At 69.0% G+C, this 20,493-nt stretch carries 17 protein-coding genes and 2 pseudogenes; 9 read left to right on the top strand and 10 right to left on the bottom strand.

The window, feature by feature from the left end; genetic code table 11:
• Positions 1-48: 48 nt before the first annotated feature.
• From OHB41_RS47300 to OHB41_RS47285, 4 genes are all read right to left on the bottom strand, one after another.
• Positions 49-915: a hypothetical protein gene (locus tag OHB41_RS47300; RefSeq protein WP_266708105.1), complete on the bottom strand. Its 867-nt coding sequence runs from the start codon at positions 913-915 to the stop codon at positions 49-51.
• Positions 916-2,033: 1,118 nt separating this feature from the next.
• Positions 2,034-3,122 carry an alkene reductase gene (locus OHB41_RS47295; protein WP_266708103.1) on the bottom strand — a complete coding sequence of 363 codons (1,089 nt, stop codon included), beginning with the start codon at positions 3,120-3,122 and terminating at the stop codon, positions 2,034-2,036.
• Positions 3,123-3,185: 63 nt separating this feature from the next.
• Positions 3,186-3,788: an NADPH-dependent F420 reductase gene (locus tag OHB41_RS47290; RefSeq protein ID WP_323138598.1), complete on the bottom strand. Its 603-nt coding sequence runs from the start codon at positions 3,786-3,788 to the stop codon at positions 3,186-3,188.
• Between the two features lie 20 nt (positions 3,789-3,808).
• Positions 3,809-4,819 (bottom strand): alcohol dehydrogenase catalytic domain-containing protein, encoded by a 1,011-nt coding sequence (locus tag OHB41_RS47285; protein WP_266708101.1) that lies wholly within the window; start codon positions 4,817-4,819, stop codon positions 3,809-3,811.
• Between the two features lie 821 nt (positions 4,820-5,640).
• Here OHB41_RS47285 and OHB41_RS47280 point away from each other — a divergent pair.
• Positions 5,641-5,856: a hypothetical protein gene (locus OHB41_RS47280; protein WP_266708099.1), complete on the top strand. Its 216-nt coding sequence runs from the start codon at positions 5,641-5,643 to the stop codon at positions 5,854-5,856.
• A 1,621-nt stretch (positions 5,857-7,477) separates the two neighbouring features.
• Positions 7,478-8,455: an L-threonylcarbamoyladenylate synthase gene (locus tag OHB41_RS47275; RefSeq protein WP_266708097.1), complete on the top strand. Its 978-nt coding sequence runs from the start codon at positions 7,478-7,480 to the stop codon at positions 8,453-8,455.
• A gap of 291 nt (positions 8,456-8,746) precedes the next feature.
• Here the strand turns inward: OHB41_RS47275 and OHB41_RS47270 are convergent, their stop codons facing one another.
• Positions 8,747-9,388: a carbonic anhydrase gene (locus OHB41_RS47270; protein WP_323138597.1), complete on the bottom strand. Its 642-nt coding sequence runs from the start codon at positions 9,386-9,388 to the stop codon at positions 8,747-8,749.
• 494 nt (positions 9,389-9,882) lie between these two features.
• On the opposite strand from OHB41_RS47270, the gene OHB41_RS47265 reads away from it, so the two are divergent.
• From OHB41_RS47265 to OHB41_RS47230, 7 genes and pseudogenes are all read left to right on the top strand, one after another.
• Positions 9,883-10,227: a hypothetical protein gene (locus OHB41_RS47265; RefSeq protein ID WP_266708095.1), complete on the top strand. Its 345-nt coding sequence runs from the start codon at positions 9,883-9,885 to the stop codon at positions 10,225-10,227.
• Positions 10,228-10,234: 7 nt separating this feature from the next.
• Positions 10,235-10,532: pseudogene (locus OHB41_RS52845) on the top strand (hypothetical protein); the annotation flags it as partial.
• A 1,255-nt stretch (positions 10,533-11,787) separates the two neighbouring features.
• Positions 11,788-11,967 (top strand): hypothetical protein, encoded by a 180-nt coding sequence (locus tag OHB41_RS47250; RefSeq protein ID WP_266708093.1) that lies wholly within the window; start codon positions 11,788-11,790, stop codon positions 11,965-11,967.
• 232 nt (positions 11,968-12,199) lie between these two features.
• Positions 12,200-13,195: a thioredoxin-disulfide reductase gene (gene trxB / locus OHB41_RS47245; protein ID WP_266708091.1), complete on the top strand. Its 996-nt coding sequence runs from the start codon at positions 12,200-12,202 to the stop codon at positions 13,193-13,195.
• A gap of 347 nt (positions 13,196-13,542) precedes the next feature.
• Positions 13,543-14,364, top strand: a complete 822-nt coding sequence (locus tag OHB41_RS47240) for an alpha/beta hydrolase (protein ID WP_266708089.1) — start codon at positions 13,543-13,545, stop codon at positions 14,362-14,364.
• Between the two features lie 333 nt (positions 14,365-14,697).
• Positions 14,698-14,868: pseudogene (locus tag OHB41_RS47235) on the top strand (ISAzo13-like element transposase-related protein); the annotation flags it as partial.
• Between the two features lie 393 nt (positions 14,869-15,261).
• Complete coding sequence (locus tag OHB41_RS47230; protein WP_266695930.1) at positions 15,262-15,465, top strand: hypothetical protein; 204 nt, start codon at positions 15,262-15,264, stop codon at positions 15,463-15,465.
• 57 nt (positions 15,466-15,522) lie between these two features.
• Here the strand turns inward: OHB41_RS47230 and OHB41_RS47225 are convergent, their stop codons facing one another.
• From OHB41_RS47225 to OHB41_RS47205, 5 genes are all read right to left on the bottom strand, one after another.
• The gene (locus OHB41_RS47225) at positions 15,523-16,188 is read right to left on the bottom strand and encodes a hypothetical protein (RefSeq protein ID WP_266708087.1); all 666 of its coding nucleotides are present in this window, start codon (positions 16,186-16,188) and stop codon (positions 15,523-15,525) included.
• 128 nt (positions 16,189-16,316) lie between these two features.
• Entirely contained in the window at positions 16,317-17,885 is a 1,569-nt protein-coding gene (locus OHB41_RS47220) for a carboxylesterase/lipase family protein (protein ID WP_266708085.1), read from the bottom strand.
• 21 nt (positions 17,886-17,906) lie between these two features.
• The gene (locus OHB41_RS47215; protein WP_266708083.1) at positions 17,907-18,545 is read right to left on the bottom strand and encodes a GOLPH3/VPS74 family protein; all 639 of its coding nucleotides are present in this window, start codon (positions 18,543-18,545) and stop codon (positions 17,907-17,909) included.
• A gap of 114 nt (positions 18,546-18,659) precedes the next feature.
• Positions 18,660-19,319 (bottom strand): response regulator, encoded by a 660-nt coding sequence (locus tag OHB41_RS47210; RefSeq protein ID WP_266708081.1) that lies wholly within the window; start codon positions 19,317-19,319, stop codon positions 18,660-18,662.
• Positions 19,316-20,485, bottom strand: a complete 1,170-nt coding sequence (locus OHB41_RS47205; protein WP_266708079.1) for a sensor histidine kinase — start codon at positions 20,483-20,485, stop codon at positions 19,316-19,318. The genes OHB41_RS47210 and OHB41_RS47205 overlap by 4 nt, the downstream gene beginning before the upstream one ends.
• Positions 20,486-20,493 lie beyond the last annotated feature (8 nt).

Genomic DNA, 20,493 nt, shown 5'->3' with positions numbered 1-20,493 from the left:
AGCCCCCTGTACCGGCCCCTTGGCGCCTGGACCGGCCGCGCGATGTGGTCAGTAACGGTCCAGGATCACCTGGGTCTTGAGGATGTCGCCGTGGTACAGCCAGCCGTGGCTTTCCGCGACGTCCACGGCGTCGGTGTGAAGCTTTGTGGCGTCGCTGTAGCTGTCTGTCTTGAAAGACACCTCGACGATGTACTCGGTGCCCGAACCGCTCGCGCCGACGACCGGCAGCACCTCGATGCTCGCATCATCCGAGACCTCCCACGCACCGCCCCACGCCTGCGAGGTGACCGGGCCGTGCACCCGGGACGCCTGCAGCGTGGTCTTGCCCCAGTTCGAGGAGCTCCAGTCCTCCAGCTTGCCGGGGATGTCGCCGACGACCCAGCCCAGGCCGGTACTCACGCTCGGCAGGGCTGTGCCGGAGTAGCCCGAGGCACTGTGCGACTTCTCGTTGCTGAAGCTCAAGGTCTGCTTGGAGTAGCCCCAGTCGACCTCTGCATCGTAGTTGGTGTCGTTGCTGCTGAAGCCGGCGGTGTTGGCGGTGCTCAGCGCTGCGTTGATGTCGCCGCCGGTGACCGGGAAGCGTTTCTTGTAGCTCTCCTCGAACGACGAGCCGCTCTTGTGACGGAGCCGGACGTCCCAGCCCTGGCCGTTCAGTCCCAGCGCGCTGGTGTCGAAGTATTCGTAGGAACGGGCCTTGGCGGAACCACTGATTCCGAAGGCGGACTTCACGGCGGCGAGCGGGTTGTGCGAGGAGTCCAGCGCCGCAGTCGTGAGGTTGATCTTCACTTCGTACGTGGGAACCGCATTGGAGGCGGCCTGCGCGGGGGTCGTAGTGGCGAACAGCGACGCAGAGGCGGCCAGGGCGATCGCGGCGGCGGTGGGGTGGAGCCGGGCGATGCGGGAAGTGATCGTCATAAGGAGGAGGATCGCCAGCGAGAGTGATCTCCGCCCGACCGGCGGAGGCGTTCCGGGTGAACGGCTAGGTGCGCGCCGGCCGTTTCGTGGACCACCTGTGAAATATCCCAGTTGCGGGTTTGGAACGGCCAAGTTCTCTATTGGCGCGTCGACTTGGAGCGGGCGGTCGCAGGCCGAGCGTTGGTCACGTACTGCCGCTGTTGTCACGAACGAAATCCTCCTGGACTGCAGCGGCCCCCCCAGCGTCAAGGTCTCGATGCCATGTGGAGGCCGTGACTGCACGGAGGCAGTGACTGCGCTGGGCGTTACACCGGGGCGCCGCGGCGGCCGGAGGAGGTACGCAGGAACCCCCGCTGTAGGCGGGGGTTCCTGAACGGTGGGTGGGCGGATTCGCTGCCTACGGTGCTTGTCCCAGGCGCGGGCCGGTTCCTGTATCGGTGTTGCCCAGTCGCCCGCGCTTTCGTCGGCGGTGGAGTCCCACAGGCGACGGTGAACGTGGGCGAGGACCCGAAGGCCTTCGCTGGCGCGCGGCGCCATGCCGGGTGCGTGGCGGCCGCCCGCTCGGCCTGGTCGGTGTGGCCGTGCGCAAGCAGCCACAGCAGCCACAGCGCCGGGTCGATCCACGCGGCCCCGGTGGAGGCCCACCCCCAGTCCACGATCAGCGCCTGGTCCCCTGGCGATGAGGACGATGTGCGCGTTCCATTCCGTGTGGAGGAGACTGTCGTCTGCGAACCAGGACAGGTCCGCAGGCTCGTCCACGTACGAGCGGAACCGACGGGTCATCGATTTCGGTTCGAGGGTCGGCGTACGCCACGACGGCGCCCTGTTCTGCGAGACCGGGGTCGGCGGAACGGTCGACCTCGCTGTCTGATCTCTGGCAAGGAAGACCATCCGCCAGCAGGTCAGATCCCGCGGGCATGGCATCTGCAAGGCCCCGGAGGGCCGCCACCAATGGTGGCGACCCTCCGGGCGTTTGGGTCAGAAACGGCTCACCCACACGATGATCAAGCTCACCGCGCCGCTGCCGAGGCTGTAGGAGGGACCGCGTCTTCGAGGTTCTCTACTTCGACGTTTGCGATCATCCCTCGGATGTTGCTGCTCGCGGAGATGTTCTTTGCTCAGTTGGCGGTGAAGGTGGGGTAGTCGGTGTAGCCCTCGCTGTGACCGGCGTAGTAGGTGTCCCTGTTGCCGTCGGCCAGCGGGTGGCCCTGCGTGAAGCGCTCGACCAGGTCGGGGTTGGCGATGAAGGGTTCGGCGAAGGAGACCGCGTTGACGATTCCGTGGTCGAGGATCTCGTTGCCGAGGGCCTGGGTGAAGCCGAGGTTGGCGACGATGTTGCCCTGGTAGTGGGCGCGGTAGCGGGAGAAGAGGGCGACGCGCTCCTCGATGGTGCCGGGTGTGCCCAGGAGGTGCAGGTAGGCCAGGTTGCTGTCGTTGAGCTTCTTGAACAGCTGGTCGTAGTCGGCGAGTGTCTCCTCGTCCGCGGTGAACGTGCCTCCGTTGTCCCAGGTCGGGGACATCTTCACGCTGACGCGGTCGCTGCCCCACACGTCGCTGACGGCGTCGAGGATGTCGAGGAGGAACTGGGCCCGCTTCTCGCTGCTGCCTCCGTAGGCGTCGGTGCGCTGGTTGAGACGGGGGTTGAGGAACTGCGGGATCAGGTGGGACTGCTGGGCGTGGATTTCCACGCCGTCGAAGCCGGCGCGGCGGGCGTTCTCGGCGGCTTGGCGGTAGTCGGCGATGGTGGCGGCGATCTCGGCGGTGGTGTAGGCGCGCGGGGTGACGGTGTCCTTGGGGCCGGAGGGGGTGAAGGACTTCTCGTCGGGGTTGATGGCCGAGGGTCCGGCGGGCAGGCGGCCGCCGAGGTGGTCGGGGTGGGAGGCCGCGCCGAGGTGGCCGAGCTGGGAGACGATCCGTCCGCCGGCCTCGTGGACGGCTTCGGTGACCTTCGCCCAGCCGGCGGTCTGGGTGTCGGTGTAGATGCCGGGCGCGTGGATGAAACCGATCGCGTCGCGGTTGACCCAGGTTCCCTCGGTGACGATCAGGCCGGCGCCGGCGCGCTGCGCGTAGTAGGTCGCGTGCAGGTCGGTGGGGGCCAGCTCGGCGTTCTGGGCGCGGGCGCGGGTCATGGGGGCCATGACGACGCTGTTGGCGAGCTCCAGGGCGCCGAGGCGGACGGGCTGCAGCAGGGGCTGGGTGGTGGTCATGAGCGACTTCCTTGTGCTGAGGGGTGATGAGGAGGAGAGCGAAGAAATGGGCGAGGGCCCGGCTCAGTCCTGTTTGAGGGCGTGGAGGCCGGAGAGCGGGCCACCGAGCTGCATGAGGCGTCCGCCCTCGCGCAAGGAGCCGAGGTCGACGGGGGCGAAGCCGAAGGCGGCGGTGAGGTCCTTGACGGTGGTCTTGGCGTCGGCGTCGTCACCGGCGAGGAACAGCACCTGGCGTCCGGCCTGGTGGTGCGGGTCGGCGGCGATGTACTGGCCGTAGAGGGTGTTGAACGCCTTGACGACGCGGGCTCCGGGCAGCAGTGAGGCGACATGTTCGCTGCCGGTCAGCTCGCCCAGGTCGACGATCTTCATGGGCGGCGGCGGTGAGGCGAACTGGTTGGTGGCGTCGATGACGATGCGCCCGTCGAAGGGTGGCAGGCCGGCCACCGCGTCCGTGATCTGGGGCCAGCCGACTGCGAGCACGACGAGTTCCGCCGCGGCGGCTTCCTCCGGGGTGCCGGCGTGGGCGAGCGGTCCGAGTTCGTCTGTGAGGCCGGCCAGGGAGGCGGGGCCGCGGCTGTTGCTCAGTACGACCTGGTGGCCGTGGGCCACGGCGTGGCGGGCGATGGCCTGGGCGACGGTTCCGGCGCCGAGGGTTCCGATCTTCATGGCGGTGCCCTTCGTGGGGTTCAGGGTGTGGGGCTGGTGAGCAGGACGGTTCCGCTCTTGCCGGGGCGGCGGACATGGTCGATGGCCTTCGCGAAGTCGGCGAGGTCGTAGCCGGCGGCGACCTCGAAGAGTTCCGGGGCGGTCGTGGCCAGACGGGCGGCGAAGGCGACGTCCTCGGCCCGTTCCTCAGGCGTGCGGGCGGCCATCCAGTGGAAGACGGACGTGCCCCGCACGGTCAGGGCCCGCGGGGTCAGCGCGAGCGACTCCAGCGGCGTGCTGCCGGAACCGAGCCCTCCGTAGGTGATCAGCGTGCCGCCGTCGGCGAGCAGTCCGGCCAGGTCACCGGTCAGGGATCCGCCCACCGCGTCCAGTACGACCTGGACGCCCCGGCCGCCGGTCGCGTCCTGGACCTGAGTGCGCCAGTCCGCGTCGGCCGTCGAGATGGTCGGCAGGCCGGGGAAGCGCTGCCGCAGGGTCTGCGCCCCGGTGGCGCTGCGTACCAGGTTGACCAGCGGGATGCCGTGCTTGAGTGCGGCGGCGCTGACCAGCTTTCCCACCGACGAACCGGCGGCCGTCTGCACCACCGGACCGGGCTGGCCGTGCTGGGCGTCCTCGACCGCCCGCAGCAAGGAGAGCAGGGTCAGCGGGTTGACCAGCATCAAAGCCGCCCTCTCGTCGCTGAGGTCGTCGGGCACCGGCACCACAAGATCGGCCGGCGCCGTGACGAGTTCGCTCCACGCGCCCGGCACCGGGAAGAACGCCACCCGCCGACCGGGCCGCAGGTCCTGCACGCCCTCGCCGACGGTCTCGATGACGCCCATTCCCTCCACGCCGGGAATCCGTGGCGTGGCGAACCGCTGCCGCGGCCCACCCGCAGGGCCCTCCACTCCCGCCAGGTCGCCGGGGTGGATCGGCCGGGACAGCACCCGCACCCGCACCTGCCCGGCCGCGGGCGCAGCAGGGGCCGGCTGCTCGCTCAGGCGCAGTACCTGCCCGGCTTCTCCGTGCCGGCCGTAGGTGATGGCGCGCATGACGCTCCCTTTCCACGAACTATTAATGATGGGCATCATTGCAATTTCTGCTATGATGAGAGGCATCATTAAAAATGTCAAGTCGAGAGCGATATGAGAGGACGGCCCTGCCGCCGCCTACGCCGCCTCGCTCGAGGCCCTGGCCCGGACGATCGAGGACGGTCCGGACCAGGCCGGCTCTCCGCTGGAACGGGTCGTGGCCGGGTACCTGTCCACCGCGCACCGTGACGCCCCGGACGGCGGCTGTCCCTCCGCCTCCCTGGTCACCGACGCCGGACGGCACGGCGAAGCCGTGCAGAGCGCGTACGCCCGAAGGCGTCGAGGGCTACCTCACCGGCTTCGCCGCCGAGTTCCTGCGCGAAGCCGACGAGAAGGGCCACGAACGAGCTCGACCCGGCCGACGCCCGCCACAAGGCCATCCGCCTGCTCAGCGAAAGGGTCGGCGCGCTGATGCCCGCCCGCGCCGTACACCACGTCGAACCCGAGCTCTCCGACGAGATCCTGCAGACCGGCCGCAGCCACACCCTCGACTGACACGACTCAAGGCCGCTGCGGGACGTGGAGCTGAGGCGTTCGCGACGGACGGCCGGCCCCCGACAGGCGCAGGAATGGACACGCTCTCTACAAGGCTGATCGGCCTGACCTGGTTGAGGGCTCTACTCCTCCGCGCCGTCTTCGTCGAGCTGGCGTAGGTGGCGGATGATCGGCGCCCTGTGCGCTCTGGCAGTCGTCGTGAGTGCCGTGTACGCGGTGCGTGCGATTATCCGCGGGGGCCTGGAGCCGGCCGACACCGTGACCATCCTGGGATTCCTCTAGTTGTGGTGGGGATCGTGCTCGCGGTCGCGGCGTTGGGTAAGCCGGTCGAGGGCAACGACGCAGAGCTCGCCCGAGGTTGGGCCGCGACACTGGCCAAGCAGGTCGAGACCGGCGAGAGCGCGGTGTGGCGGCAACTGCTCGGCGACGACAACCGGCGCATCAACCTCGCCTACGTCCTGCACCCGGCCGCGGCCCGCCCGGCCTCAGCCCCGGCCGCCTGAGATGGCGTCCCGCCGAGTGGTGTAGCCGATCAAGCTGACGGAATCCCCAGGTCGCGGCCCGAATCACCCCCGCCGGAGGCCCTGTTGAGGCTCGCCGGGCCGGGACCAGCGATGATCGCACGACGGCTGGCAGCGGCACGTACCGGACGGCTCCAAAGCGGAAGCGACGGACTGTGATCGGCTACACCACGACCGGGAACACGACCCCGCCTGACCACCGACGGCCCCAACCCGGCGACACTGCCAGACATCGTCGCCTACTACCGCATCGCCTACTACCGCAGCACCCATCCGCTGCGCCTGATCGTCACCGGCGCCGCTGGGGCCGGCGAGACAGTCCTGGCCCTGGAACTGCCGCTGGCCTTGAGCACAGGAACGAGCTCTTCGGCGCAGCGGTCGCGGTCGGCTACCTGCATGCCAGCGGTCTGCTTGCACGGATCCTCGCCAAGGGAGCCGCCGACGTTGCCGAACAGGTGTCGTCCGGGCACACGAACGTGCAGGCTCTGGTGGCTGTCCTCAAAGAATGGACCGAGCGCAGCTGACCACCGGTTCCCTCGCAATGCTCAGCGGTTCCGTCGTGTACCGGCCGGCTGACCCTGGCCGGTGAGGCCTCCGCTTGAAGCGGCCGGGAGCGGCCCGCCGATGAGCAGCGCTGGTGACCCGGTGCGGATCCTGCCTGTCGAGGGCGTGCCCGGCCCGCTGTCGAGGGCTCACTCAGGGCGATCCAGCGTTCCGGCCGGTTCCCGCACTGCGCGAGCAGGTGCTGCAGAGCATCGCTGGGGTTTGTGCGTGAGGACGTCGTCCGCGGGGAGCTGGCGCAGGTGATGCAGCGTGCGGTGGCGGGAGTTGAGTACGGCGCGGTAGACGTTCCCCGACTACCACAAGCCGTCGTTTTCGTGTGCGTCGCGCCAGGACTGCAGAATGCTGCCTGGGTCGGGGTGGCGGTCGAGTTCGTCGTCGGTGAGCACCTGCAGCACAGCGGCTGGTCGTCCTCCGGCGCGATGGCGGCCGCGGCAGTCTGCAGACAGTCTGGGATGTCGCTCTGGTGGCAGGTCCAGGCGAGTTCAAGCGGATGCAGTGCGGGGAGGGCCTCCGTGACCGCGGTGCGCGGGGTGTGCAAGCCGCCGGTGCTGGCGCCGCCCGTCCACGAGGCGCGGGCCGGCGGCACGCAAGGCCGGACGGAACGCGGTGTCCGTAGCCTGCCGGCAGCCCTTCTTTGTGCTGCCGCCTTTGGGACCCGTAGCACAGCTACTAGCGTTCAGCAGATGATCTTGGCGGCGCTCCAGAAAGAGATCGGGGTACTCGGAACGCTGGAGTTGCTGGGTCGTTGGGTATGTGAGGCCCTGATCGCCCGGGAGCATCATCCCGGCGATGCTGGCGGTGACCGACCAGCCGGGGTAGGGCCCCGGGTTCCACGCTGAACCGGGCCGACCTGGCAGTGCTCACCGGCGCTGCCGTGACGGCTTTCGTGCGTCCGGGCTCGCGGTGCCGACCCACGGCGCGGCGCCGGGACCCGGCATCGGCAAGGCTCCCTCGGTGGAGCCGGACGGGCGGGACGACGCTGCTCGTCGGCCGTGGGAGAGCGGAGCAGTGAGAGGAAGACCAGTGAGAGGACTCGAGGGTGACAGCAGGAAGCAATGACATCGAGAAGGCGGCTGGTGTGCTGCGCACCGGAGGGCTGGTGGCCTTCCCGACCGAGACCGTCTACGGTCTCGGAGCGAACGCCGAGGATCCCGCCGCGGTTGCGCGTATCTTCCAGGTCAAGGGGCGTCCGACCTCCCACCCGCTGATCGTCCACCTTGGCGGCGCGGAGCTCCTGGACGACTGGGTCGAGGATGTGTCGGCGACCGCGCGCCTGTTGGCCGAACGCTTCTGGCCGGGGCCTCTCACGCTGGTCCTGCGGCGCGGTCGCCGGGTACCCCTCAAAGCGACGGGTGGCCTTGAGACAGTGGCTGTGCGCGTGCCCGACCACCCCGTCGCGCTCGCGCTGCTGGCGGCCTTCGGCGGTGGTGTCACGGCCCCGTCCGCCAACCGCTTCGGCCAGGTCAGCCCCACGACAGCGCACCACGTCGGTGCCGAGCTCGGTGATGCCGTCGACTTCGTGCTGGACGGCGGACCTTGCGAGGTCGGCGTCGAGTCCACGATCGTCGACGCCACGGACGAGATCCCGAGCATCCTGCGGCCCGGCGGAGTGACGCGCGAGGATCTCGAAGCGGTGCTGGGGTGCCCGCTCGCGGTCCACTCGACGAGCGGCGTTCGAGTGCCGGGGCAGCATCCGTCCCACTATGCGCCGCGTGCGCGCGTCGTCCTCGTCGAGCCGGACAAGGTCGTGGCCGAAGCGGAGCTTGCGCAAGAGCTGGGACACCAGGTGGGCGTCTTGCTCCCTCCTGCCTTCGCCGACGCTCCGGTGAAGGCGCACGCCGTGGTGACGTTGCCCGGGTCGCCGGCCGCCTACGCGCGCGGCCTGTACGGGTTTCTGCGCGAACTCGACCAGCAAGGGTGCGAGCTCATCCTCGCGTCCTTGCCAGCGGAGGAGGGGCTGGGATTGGCGGTCGCCAACCGGCTCCGCCGCGCCGCAGGGCCCCGTCTCACGGCGTGACCAGCACCGGCCCTGTCCCCTCCCTGCTCCCAGACACGGGTGCCAGGTGGATTCGTGACGGAGTCGACTGAGCGCCCACCAGACCGGCAGGCCGGGCACAGCTTCGTGCCACCACCAGTCATGGGTGACGACCGTCCCCCATCCCCGCCACACCTCGCAGCCCGCGGCCAGAGCCAGTCGGCCGCGGGGGGCGATGCTGCACGCCCGGTCGGCGCGGTGGTAAGCGGTGTCCGCGTATACGGGTGTCCTCCGACGGCCGCCAACTCACGCTGAGCAGCCACGCCGGGGCGGTCAGGACGCGGTGGGCACCGCCGCATCGAGGCCGCGGGACGCGACGAGCTGCGCACTGCCGTCAGCCAGGCGGTAGCACAGCCCCGCCACGGCGGCCTGCCCGGCAGCGACCTTGTCGGCAAGCACCCGGGAACGGTCCAGCATCAGGTCGACGGTGTGCCTTATGTGCTCGGCGAGGATCTCCTCCGGTTCAACCCGTCCGGCGGCCCGCGCCGCCAGCACGCTGGGAGTCACCCGCTCCACAACGTCCCGGATGTACCCCGCCGGCGCCATGCCATCCTCCAGCGCGGCGCACGCCGCACCGACCGCACCGCACGAATCGTGCCCGAGCACCACGACCAGCGGGCAGCCCAGCACGTCCACGCCGTACTCGATGCTGCCCAGCACTTCCGCACCCATGACGTGGCCTGCGGTGCGCACCACGAACAGGTCGCCCAGGCCGCGGTCGAAGATGATCTCGGCGGCCAGCCGGGAGTCGGAGCACCCGAACAGCACGGCGAAGGGCTGCTGGGCCGGTGCGATCTCGGCGCGGCGGGTGGCGTCCTGGTTCGGGTGCTCAGGAGCACCCGCGACGAAGCGCTGGTTACCTGCCAGCAGTAGCCGGAAGGCGTCCTGGGGGGTCGAATCGTTGATCTCGGTCATGACCGCAGCCTACGACCAGCACCAGCCGTCATACCGTCTGGCTCTCGCACCGGGCGCAGCTCGCTCACGCCGAGGCCGAACTTGTCGTTCGACCTCGCATGCGCGGGAACTGCAAAATGACCGCTCCCGCCTGGTATGGCTACCCGCCGTTCGCCCTCGCGCTGTTCAGGGACCCCAGTCGGCGTGTAACAAACCAATCGCCTGCACGCCTGGACCTCGATGCTTCCGTAAAGTCCCCGGGTTGTCGTGGCGGAGAGGCGGTTCGGAACGTGGCACCCAGGTCTGTGACGCGGGAGCAGTTTGCAGGTGCGGCGCGGGCCGCGCTGGGCGGCGGGCAGCGGCTGGCGGCGGTCGAGCCGCTTGCGGGCGGCAGTAATAGACCGTGTCCTATGTGGAGCTAAGGGCTGTCCCGCAAAGGCTGGCCGGATGTAACCATGTGAGAGCCGGGGGATACCCGCGACCCTGCGGCACGACAGTTGTGGCAGCCTGCCGACATGTCATGGGAACTGCGAGAACATGCAGGACGTCACTACGCCGTCCTGTTCCACTACGCCTTGCCCGATGATGCGTGGGCTGTGGAGTTGAGTGAGGCTGTGCCCGCGTCGGCCATGGGGGCCGAGAACCCCGACGCCGCGGTGACCCACTTGCCCGGCGCCGCCTTCTTGGTAGCGCTCGTCCCAGACGAGGACCCCACTCTGCAGCCGACGGTCCGCGTCTACAGTCCTGACGAGCACGTTGTCCCCTACGAGGTCATGCGCTGGTTCATGGACCAGGTGGCCGACCAGGTGGAACGCTGCCGTATCGCGTTCGAGCAGGGGGAACCTGAAGCAGTGGAATGATCACGCAGTGACTGGTGTGATCACTGCGTCGATGCCTTCTTGGATAGGCCCGTTCTCTGGGCTGAGCCGTTCGGGGTGCCCAAGTCGGCGGCGGACCGGATCATCGATCATCTCGGGCCGATGCTCGCGCTCCAGCCGCGGAAGCGGTTCGCCAATCGCGCCTTCGGGAAGCTGGTGACAGTTCTGCGGCGCCAGGGTGCGGACGCGGTCCGCAAGGGCCGGGCGTGGAGTCTTCCGACCGGGCTCTGCTGGTCGCGGCGTACTGGCGAACGAACCTCACGACGCGCCAGCTCACCCCGATGTTCGAGCCCGTGTCACGATGCCGTGCTGCCCCGCTACGCACTGCACCGAGCGGGGCGCTCCTGATCGTGGCCAGCCGTCCAGAGCGGGTCGCCGGCCCGCGTCGCGCATTGACGCCCCCTCCGGCGTGCCACCATCCGGAGAGGTGTCCTGTCCATCCCGGGGCTCTTCCAGCCGCGCGCAGCCGTCGACCCACTCCGCTCTGGACGGCTGCGCAGGGCACTCGGATCACACCGAACACCACACTGACGACGGCCATCGGGACCGCCAGAGTGGAGGCATTGGCGGCCGTGCAGGGCATGAGGGGTGAAGTTCACCGGCGTCGAGCCCGTCGAGTTCGACCTGTGATGAGCCGGGCCCCGGGGTCGGCCCGGTTCGGGGCCCGGCTTGCGCGCCGCTCGCCAGTGCTCTGACCGGGAAGGTTCACCGGGGTCGGTGCGCTGAGCCCGGCTGCGGTGGACGAGGAGGTCGGGCATGACGCGGAAAACGTCGATGGACAAAGCCGTGGGACTGCTTGAGGGTGGACTGGGGTCAGCGCAGCGAGCGCTTGACGATCTGGTCACGGAAGACCTCTGGCCAGGCTTCCTTCGATTCTGCCGACGGCTGTTCGACGTCCCGAACACACCCGACGTTGACGGTCTTCTGTTCCAGTACGGGACGCACCCCGGGCAGCGCGCGGCCTGACCCGCAGCCTCCCATAGCGCTGGCCGACTGCCGTGCACTCACGGCTCCTGATGCCGGCGAGTCAGCCGCGCGCGAACGGGGCGGGGAAGTTGTGCTGGCCGAGTCGGTCCTGTGTCTGGTCTCGCGCTGCTGTGCGAGGCGCCGGTCACGGCCGTCCGCCGGGTCGATTGTCTGGACCCGGCCTCGGCCCCGGTCCATCCGCAACCCGCTCACCGGACACGCCGGCTCGGCTCACGCGAGCGTGCGCAGGTGATCGTCCCGCACAGGCGTGTCGTGAACCGGCCTGCGGTTGGGTGCGGAACAGTTCTGACGGAACGATGCTGACTGCTGCGCATGCCACCTCCACCACTCGACGTGCGCCACGTAGGCATGCGCGTCAGGCTGGGAAGCGGGAGGGCAACGGCTCCCCCGAGCACCCTGGCCCGACGGGACAAGGTGGAGAAGTCATCCATGGGCACAACCGTTCTTGAACCTGACACGCAGGGCGTCGCGGACGCCACGTCGAGCCCGCCTTTCCTCCATGAGCCAGGCCCAGAGGGTGCCCGCAGGGTGCTGGACGATGTTCAGGTGACGCCCATGGACGAGACCGAGGCCGGGGGAGAGTGGGCGGCAGTGCCGGCCGAGGTCGGCGACCTGTACGTCCAGCTCGTCGAACCGGTCGGTCGCGGCGCCGACCTGCTCGTCGTTCCTCACGTACACCAGGGGGGCTTGATTCTGGGCAACGCCGCAACGCATTCGCCGATGGGCCCTACCTGACTGTCAAGGCCATGGCTGGGTGCCGGGGCCTGCGCGCGGCACCTGACGCAAGCCGGCGTCGCCACCACGAGTGTCCGGTACAGCGGCATCATTCACGATTTCCTGAGGTCGGCCCGATCCGCGCCAGCCACACTGCGACCACTGCGATGGAGAAGCCATCGGTGTCCTTCGCAAGGCTGTCAGAAGCAGTTGACGGTTTCCCGATGTTCCCTAGTGAGACGGGGTCAGGACAGTGAATGACACCCTTCGTAACGTAATCATCGTCGGGTCCGGCCCGTCGGGCTACACGGCTGCGCTCTATTGCGCCCGGGCGGAACTGCGGCCATTCCTCTTCGAAGGCGCCATTTCCGCTGGTGGCGCCTTGATGAACACAACCGAGGTCGAGAATTTTCCAGGTTTCCCGGAAGGAGTGCTGGGTCCGGATCTGATGGACAAGCTCCGCTCGCAGGCTGAGCGTTTCGGAACGGAGTTCGTCACCGACGACATCGTGGAAGCACGTCTGACGGGACAGAGTAAGGAACTCGTCGACAGCACCGGCCAGGTCTACCGCACCAAATCGGTGATCCTTGCCACCGGATCTCGCTATCGTGAACTGGGGTTGGAAAACGAGAAGCGTCTGTCGGGTCGGGGAGTGAGTTGGTGCGCAACGTGTGATGGGTTCTTCTTCCGTGAGAAGGACATCGTCGTAGTGGGTGGCGGCGACTCCGCCTTGGAGGAGGCCACCTTCTTGACCAGGTTCGCCCGCTCGGTGACCATCGTGCACAGGCGCGAGAAATTCCGCGCCTCGAAAATCATGCAGGACCGGGTCCGGCGCAATGAGAAGATCCGCGTCCTGTGGAACCGTGAGGTGTTGGACATCATCGGCGATGAGAAAGTCGACGGGGTACGTCTGCGCGAGGTGACCAGCAACGAGGACAGCACCCTGGCAGTTTCCGGTGTGTTCGTCGCCATCGGCCATGACCCCCAGGTCGGCCTCGTCGAGGGGCAGATAGCTCTGAACCACGCCGGCTACATAGCAGTCGACGGACGCTCAACGCGTACCAACATGGATGGCGTGTTCGCCTGCGGCGATGTCGTCGACCATGAGTATCGACAGGCGATCACTGCCGCAGGCTCCGGGTGTGCGGCAGCGCTCGACGCCGAACGGTACCTGATGGCGCTGCATGACTGCGCGACGCCGGAAGAAGCCCGTGTGGAGGCCACGGCCGTGGCGGAGCTCGCGTACTGAACCGGCGAGCCGTGACATCAGGGGGCTGCACCGCCACGCCAAGGTCATCGCCCACGCGGCGACCGGCGTACCGGGTGGTATGCGCACTCGGGTGGGTGCGTACCTACTCTCCCTCGATTGCCCCACTCAACGCGCCCAGGGGGCGGGGAACACGAAAGATGTAAGCCCCGCCCCCTCCCAGAGGATGCGAAGAAATGGACGTAGGTATAGCACCTATCACCCTGCGGGTGAGGCGTACGATAGCCTTCCTAGCGACTCTCGTAGCCGCTGGAACATCGCTTTCGGCGGTCGCTTCTGCGGACTCTTCGAGTTCCTCGAAGACACCACACGGATCGGCCGAGCCCACGGTGGTTCTCGTCCACGGCACCAACCTCGACACGTCGTCTTGGAGCCAGGTTGCGAAACAACTGCGTCGCGACGGCTATCCGGTGGTGGTGTCGACCAACCCTCTGCGCGGTCTGAAATACGATGCCGCTTACACAGCGAGCGTCCTGCGCAGCGTCAAAGGCCCCGTCATTCTTGTGGGGCACTCCTACGGTGCTGCTGTGGTCAACGAAGCGGCGCTCAGCAGCAAGAACGTCAAGGCGCTGGTCTCCGTCGCGGGTTTTCTGCCCGAAAAAGGCGAGAGCCCTGCCGAACTAGTGGGCAAGTACCCCGGAAGTACGCTGGCAGGAACCCTGGAGAAAGTGCCCTACCCCTTGCTCTCCGGCGGTACCGGCACCGAACTGTATGTCAACCAGGACCAGTTCCCCCAGCAATTCGCGGCCGACCTTCCGCTGTCGGTCTCCTCCGTCCTGGCAGTGAGCCAGCGTCCAGTAGACGCCAAGGCCCTGGATGAGAAGGCCAGTGGTGCGGCCTGGAAGACCATTCCTGCCTATGACCTGATCACGGCGGAGGACAAGAACATTCCCGCTGCGGCCCAGCGCTGGATGGCGAAGCGGGCCCACGCGGTGACGGTTGAGATCCACTCCTCCCACGTCGCCCCGTTGTCACACCCCGAGGCTGTCACCGACCTCGTCGAGCAGGCCGCGGGCCGAACGCCTGAACCGTCAACAACAGCCCTCGCTTCCACTGGGTCAAGCACCTGGGCGTTGCTCGGCGGAGCTGCGGGTCTCACAGCTGTGGGGGGCGCACTGCTGCTGACAGCCCGTCGGACCAGAAGAAGCTGACACGGCCCGCCCCCGGGAAGCAGGTCGTTCGGCAGGCTGGCGCCGCCGAACGACCCGTCCCACTCAGGCCGAGCCTTTTCGGCCCGAGTGGGACGGGTCCGTGAAGCGGCGCCTCTTCCGACATGCCCAACATCGGGCACCCCACCACCACTCCGTCGGTGGTCCGCACCGTGATCCTCACCGGGCTCCGGCCAGCTCCCCCTTGTCGATCAGCACCGAGGCCAGGTGCTGAAGGAGATCCTCAGCAACAACGCGACACATCACCAGCCCGGCCCACATGTGGCGCCTTGAACGGTCCGAATCTCAGAACCGGTCTACGCCTACGAAAACGAGCGGGGTGATCCGATGTCGCCGCTGCGCTGGACGACGAAGTCGACCCGGAACCTGGCAGCGGAACTGATTCCGGCCCACGGTCAGTCCGGAGTCCGCGCCGATACCGTCTCCCAGCGCCTCAACCATGCCCACGCCTTCCATACCCGGCGTGACCGGGGCCGGCAGGTGTGATCGGTGGTGTAACGACCGCGAATGCCGGCGAGATCCCCAGGGTGCACGGGGCGCGTCGTCACCCGGATCAGCACCTCACCAGGGCCGGGCGCCGTCGGGTCGGGGACCTCCGCACCCGCAGGACCTCCGACGGCTCGCCGAACCGGTCGTGAACAATGCTTCGCACTGGAGCCTCCAAAGAATTCAAAATGGGCGCAAGGACTCGCGCCGCGGCCACGCCACCCGGGGCTGGGGAAGGTGCGGTGCCGTTTCGGCTGGGACCCTCCGGTGAGCAGCGCAGGGTAGTCCGCGCGGCCCTGGAACTGACGCAGCCACCCCAGAGCGGCTCGGGGTTCTGTCCCGAGTGCGCAGTGAAGGGGAGTGGGTGAGGCTGGAGAAATGAGGGAACGTTCCGTGATCGTCTGCCTGCCCGTGAAGGGTGAAGGTCGGCGCGTGTGGGTGGACAGGAAACTTGTGGGCGCGGCGCACAGTCTGCGTGATCTGACCGAGCTGCTGCGGCGTGCCGGCTGGGAAGACCTGGACGAAGTCGACGTAGCCGTCCTGCCGGTTGTCGAGTGGCACGGAGGCGGCCCGGAAATCTGGTCACCGGGCGGCTGACCCACACGCCCACCGACGCGTTTTCGTTTCGTGGCGGTTCGGGCTGCCTGGGTGGCGTCAGGGCTGCAGGGCCGGTGCTGCGGTGGGTGTGTGTCGGGTGGCGCTTCGGTGGGCGGAGATGCCCAGAGCCAGCATCCAATAGCTGAAGAGGGCGCCCATCAGGGCGGTCGTGCCCCAGCCGTTCGCCGCGTAGAAGTGCGAGGGAGTGTTGCCGAAGAACAGGGACGGCACGAAGAGCAGGTTCGCCGCCGCCAGAATGTAGGCCGTGCGGCCGGTCCAGCGAGGCAGGAGGTTCGCACGGGTGATGACGTAGCCGACAGCGGTCAGGAAGAACGCGAGCAGGAGGCGGCCGATCGTCCCGTAAAGGACGTAGGTGCCGTTGACCGTGATGGTCGGGTCGATCGGGTGGGCGGCCGCGATGACCGCGCCGGCTTCCAAGCCGCTGGACACCAGGGTGATCGTGGCATAGACCAGTCCGGCGGCAAAGGCCGCCGTCCCTACCCACTCGTAGGCGGGGGCTGCCGCCCTGACCAGTTCGCGGAAGAGTACGACGAACGCAATCAGGAACGCCAGCGCGATGATTCCGACCAGCAGTCTGGACAGGACGTTCGCGTCCGGCGGCGGGCCGGAGTAGAGGAAGTAGAGGGGCACTTCGACGATGAAGGCGATGGCGGCGGCGACGCCCGTGTAGCCCGTCAGGCGCCTGGCGGTGGTTTCGTTCATGACTGTCCCCCGGAGGTTCGGATGGTGGGTTTTGTTTCCGGCGATGTGTGATCCGCCTGTTCGTTCGCCCCTTGCCTTGCGGGATGCGGCTCGCGCTGTTCGAGCGATGCCGGCCGGCCCGGCCCGAGTTACCGCTGTGCTCGACCGAGCGTTTTCCAGAACGCGCAGTGGTGGCGGGCCCCCGCCGTGTGGGTGGGGACGATGTGGTCCGGGGCCAGGGAAAGCACCGCCTGCCGCGGCCAGGGCGGTGAGGAGGGCCCGTTCGGGTCTGCGGTGCGGGCGAAGCGGCTCCAGTAGTCGATCATGGTGTATGCCAGCCGGTGCTGCGCCGCGGTCAGGTCGCGGGGGCGGCCGCCCAGGTCGAAGAGGTAGGGCAGTTCGCTCGCGTGCGGTGCGCCGAGCGGGAAGGGCGGTGTGCCCGAGGTGAGGGGCGGAGCATGTTCGTCGGCGAACTCGTAGCGCCATACCGGTACTTGATCGGTGAGAAGTCCGACGGTGCGTTCCGTCGGGCAGGCGAAGTCGGCGTCACCGATGACCGCGCCGAACACCGGGCCGCCGTTGGTGCGATGCACCGGATACGCGCGGACGATCGCTTTCGCCCGCCCCGGCGCGGGGAAGAAGGTCGCCACTACGTCCCGCCAGGTGTTCGGAGTGACAGGATGGCCGGCTTGGATGATCCCTGCGGCCCAGCCATTGCCCTCGTCATGGGTGCTGCCGATGAGCGTGGGGACGCGAGGGAAACGACCGGCGGCAAGCACCGTCGCGGGGTCACTCGGCAACAATGGAGTGGTGTACGCGGGCTGTTGATCGGCGTCCTGAGCCGCGAGCAGTCGGGACACCTTCACTCGCCGCAGGCAGGCCAGGACGTTGCGACCCGAGCCGCACCCGACCCGCGCCGCGAAGTCTGAGCCCTCGGCGCGGGCCGTGGGCAGCGAGATGGAGGACGGGGCGAACGGCTGATCCGGGCCGCTGTCACACGGGCCGCTCTCGATGATCGCCCGGTCGAAGAGGCCCGAAGCGGCAGGGGAAGCGAGTTGGGCGCAGACGCTGTACCCGCCCGCCGACTCACCGGCGAGCGTCACATGGTGCGCGTCACCGCCGAAGGCGCCGATCTCGGTGCGTACCCAGCGCAGCGCCGCCTGCTGGTCGGTCAGGCCGAAGGTGCCGGAGCCAGGTAATCCGCTGTGCGCCAGAAACCCGAGTTCTCCCAGCCGATAGTTGAGGGTCACTACCACCACGTCACCCCGTGTGGCCATGCGGTGAGCGTCGTACGAGCTGCCCGCACCGGTGGTGAACCCGCCTCCGTGCAGCCACACGATCACCGGTCGGGGACGTCCCGGCTCGGCGCCGTCGGGCGTGGTGATGTTCAGGTGGAGGCAGTCCTCGTCGGTGCTGCCGCCAGGCACCTCGCCGGCTGGCTGGGGGCAGGGGCTCGTGGGCCGAGTGGCATCCCGCACCCCGGGCCAGTGGACGGGAGGCCGGGGCGGGACCCAGCGCAGCCGGCCGACCGGGGGCGCCGCGTAGGGGATGCCTTCGAAGGTGCGGTAGCCGTCGTGACTGGCGCCCCGCACCGTCCCGTCGTGGGTGCGTACCGTGGCGGTGGCGGGCCGGGCGGGCTTTGTCGCCGGCGCCGGGACCCAAGCCGTCGCGAGAGCGGCGATCAGGGCGCAGCCCAGAGTGGTCAGGGTGCGGTACATGGTGGTCGTCTCCTCCCGTGGTCAGCCGCCGCCCATGCCGCCCCGCGCGGCGACCATGGTCATCGGCAGAGCGCGTACGGCTTTCTCCAGGCCGGGCGCCAGGGCGGCGAGGCTCTGCGTACAGGCGTCGATGCGGTCTCGGTGCGTCTCCCGGTCCTGGCGCGAGAGGACCGTGCGGACGCGGCCCGCCGCGGTCAGTGCCAGCAGTGCGGCGTCCGCGACGGGGATCTCCCGCACGGGTGTGTCCCCATGCATCGCCACGATCACGCGGGAGCGGGCGTCGGCGGTTTCGGCGTGTCGCGTCACCATCAGCCTCCGTCCGCCCAGGCGTGTGCGGGTCGGTTTCACGGTGAGAAGTCCCGTCGCCACGAGCCGGTCCTCCACCGCCGTCAGGGTCCGCTTGCGGTGGCGGCGCACGAGGTGCTTCCAGCTGTGCCCGGCTCCGATGTCGCGCAGCACACCGTCCAGAACCGGGGCGCCGGTCGGTTCGCCGCCGGACTCGACGACCGTGCCGCCGTCCTCCTTCAGTCGGCCGCGCGCCGCCAGGTCGATCAGGGCGGCGGCACGGACCAGCAGCTCCGTCCGGCCACGGTCGTAGAGGCCCTCGGCCGCGGCGTCATGGGCGAGCAGATACATGGTGCAGGCCAGGTCTTCGATCACACCTCGACCGTAGGGCCCGGCGCTCTGGTCAGGGATCGGCCGCAGGAAGGGTCCGTCGCTGGGAACAGGGGAGGAGTCCGGCCCCGTCTCCTCCCCAAGGAGGAGGCCGGACCGTCAGGGGCGGCGCGGCCGTACGAGGCCGTGGTCGTAGGCGGCGACGACGGCCTGCACGCGGTCGCGCACGTCCAGCTTCCGCAGTACCGCGGTGACGTGGTTCTTGACCGTGGCCTCCGACAGGCCCAGCCGCTCGGCGATCTCCGCGTTCGACAGTGCCTGCCCGATCAAGGTGAGCACCTCCCGCTCGCGGCTGGAGAGGTCTCGCAGGGAGGGCGGTGGCGCCAGGTCGGGTGTGGTGCGCAGAAACCGGTCGAGGACTCGGCTCAGCACAGTCGGCGCGAGCAGCGCGTCTCCTCGCGCGGTAAGGCGGATCGCCTCGACGAGTTCACCAGGGCGGATGTCCTTGAGCAGGAAGCCACTGGCCCCCGCCCGCAGGGCGGCGACGACGTGTGCGTCGACGTCCCAGGTGGTCAGCACGAGGACCCGGGCCCGACTGCCGGACCGCACGATCTGCCGCGTCGCCTCGATACCGTCCACCACGGGCATGCGCACGTCCATCACCACCACGTCCGGCGCCCGTTCGCGAGTCAGCCTCACGGCCTCCCGGCCGTCCGGAGCCTCACCGACCACCTCGAGGTCGTCCCGCGCGTCGATGATCATACGAAACCCGGTACGGACCAGAGCCTGGTCGTCGGCCACCACCACGCGCAGGGTCATGACGCACGCTCCACGGGCAGCCGCGCCGTCACCTCGAACCCGCCTCCGCGCACCGGGCCGGCGCGCAGACTGCCGCCCACGAGCCGTACGCGCTCCTTCATGCCCACCAGACCGCGTCCTGCGCCTGCCGCGGGCGAGCTGCTCTGCGTCGTACGTCCGTTGTCGACCACCGTCACCTCTACACAGTCCCCCGAGGCCGCCACGCGCACACTCACCTCGTCGGCGTCGACCGCGTGACGCAGCGTGTTGGTCAGTGCCTCCTGGACGATCCGGTACGCCGTCTTGTCCACTGCCGCCGGCAACCCTCCAGTGGCACCCTCGTGATACACGCGCACGGCCATCCCAGTAGCTCGTACCGTCTCGGCCAGCTCCTCCAGACGCGCGAGCCAGGACCCCGGCTCCCGCTGCTCCATGGTCCTGTCCTCGTCCTCGTCGGAACTGAACGCCCTTAGCAGCAGACGCAGTTCACCGAGGGCGGAGCGGGCGCCGGTCTCAATGGCCCGGAGCGCTTGACGAGCCTGTTCGGGCCTCTGCGCGAACACATCGTCCGCCGCCCCAGCCTGAATGACCACTACCGACAAGGTGTGCGCCACGACGTCGTGCACCTCCCGCGCGATCCGCGCCCGCTCCTCCACCACGGCACGGCGCAACTCCGCCCTCGTTCGTGCCTTCTGGGCGCTGCGCCACTGTCCAGCGGTCCACGCGAGGATCACCGTCAGCAGCCAGACCGCCACACCGGCCGGCCCGCCCGCCCCGAACGCGAGGGGCGCCGCCAGACACATGGCCGCGAGCGCCCACACCGACGCCCGCCACGGCCGGATGGCCGACAGCACGCACAGCGTGATCTGCGCCGCGAGCATCGCCCCCGTCAAGGTCACCGCGGGCAGCAGCGCCCACACCACGAGCCCCGACGCCGCATTCACGGCGAGGACGGTGACCGGGGCGCGCGCCTGCCACCTCAGGGCACCCGCCTGTGCGAGGACCAAAGTCAGGGCAATCGGCATCCGGCGGACGTTCTCTGTACCGGCCACGGACACCGAGGCGCCGAGGATGGTGAGCACCAGACCCGCCGACCCCCACCACAACGTCCGCTCCGCGCGAGGGGACAGCTCACCCCGCGATTCCCCGACCAAGGCGCCGCCCGGCTGTGCACCGTTGCGGCTCACGGTTCGTC

It is taken from the genome of Streptomyces sp. NBC_01571, from assembly GCF_026339875.1.
Taxonomy (GTDB): Bacteria; Actinomycetota; Actinomycetes; order Streptomycetales; family Streptomycetaceae; genus Streptomyces.
This window is presented reverse-complemented; position numbering and strand designations above follow the sequence as displayed.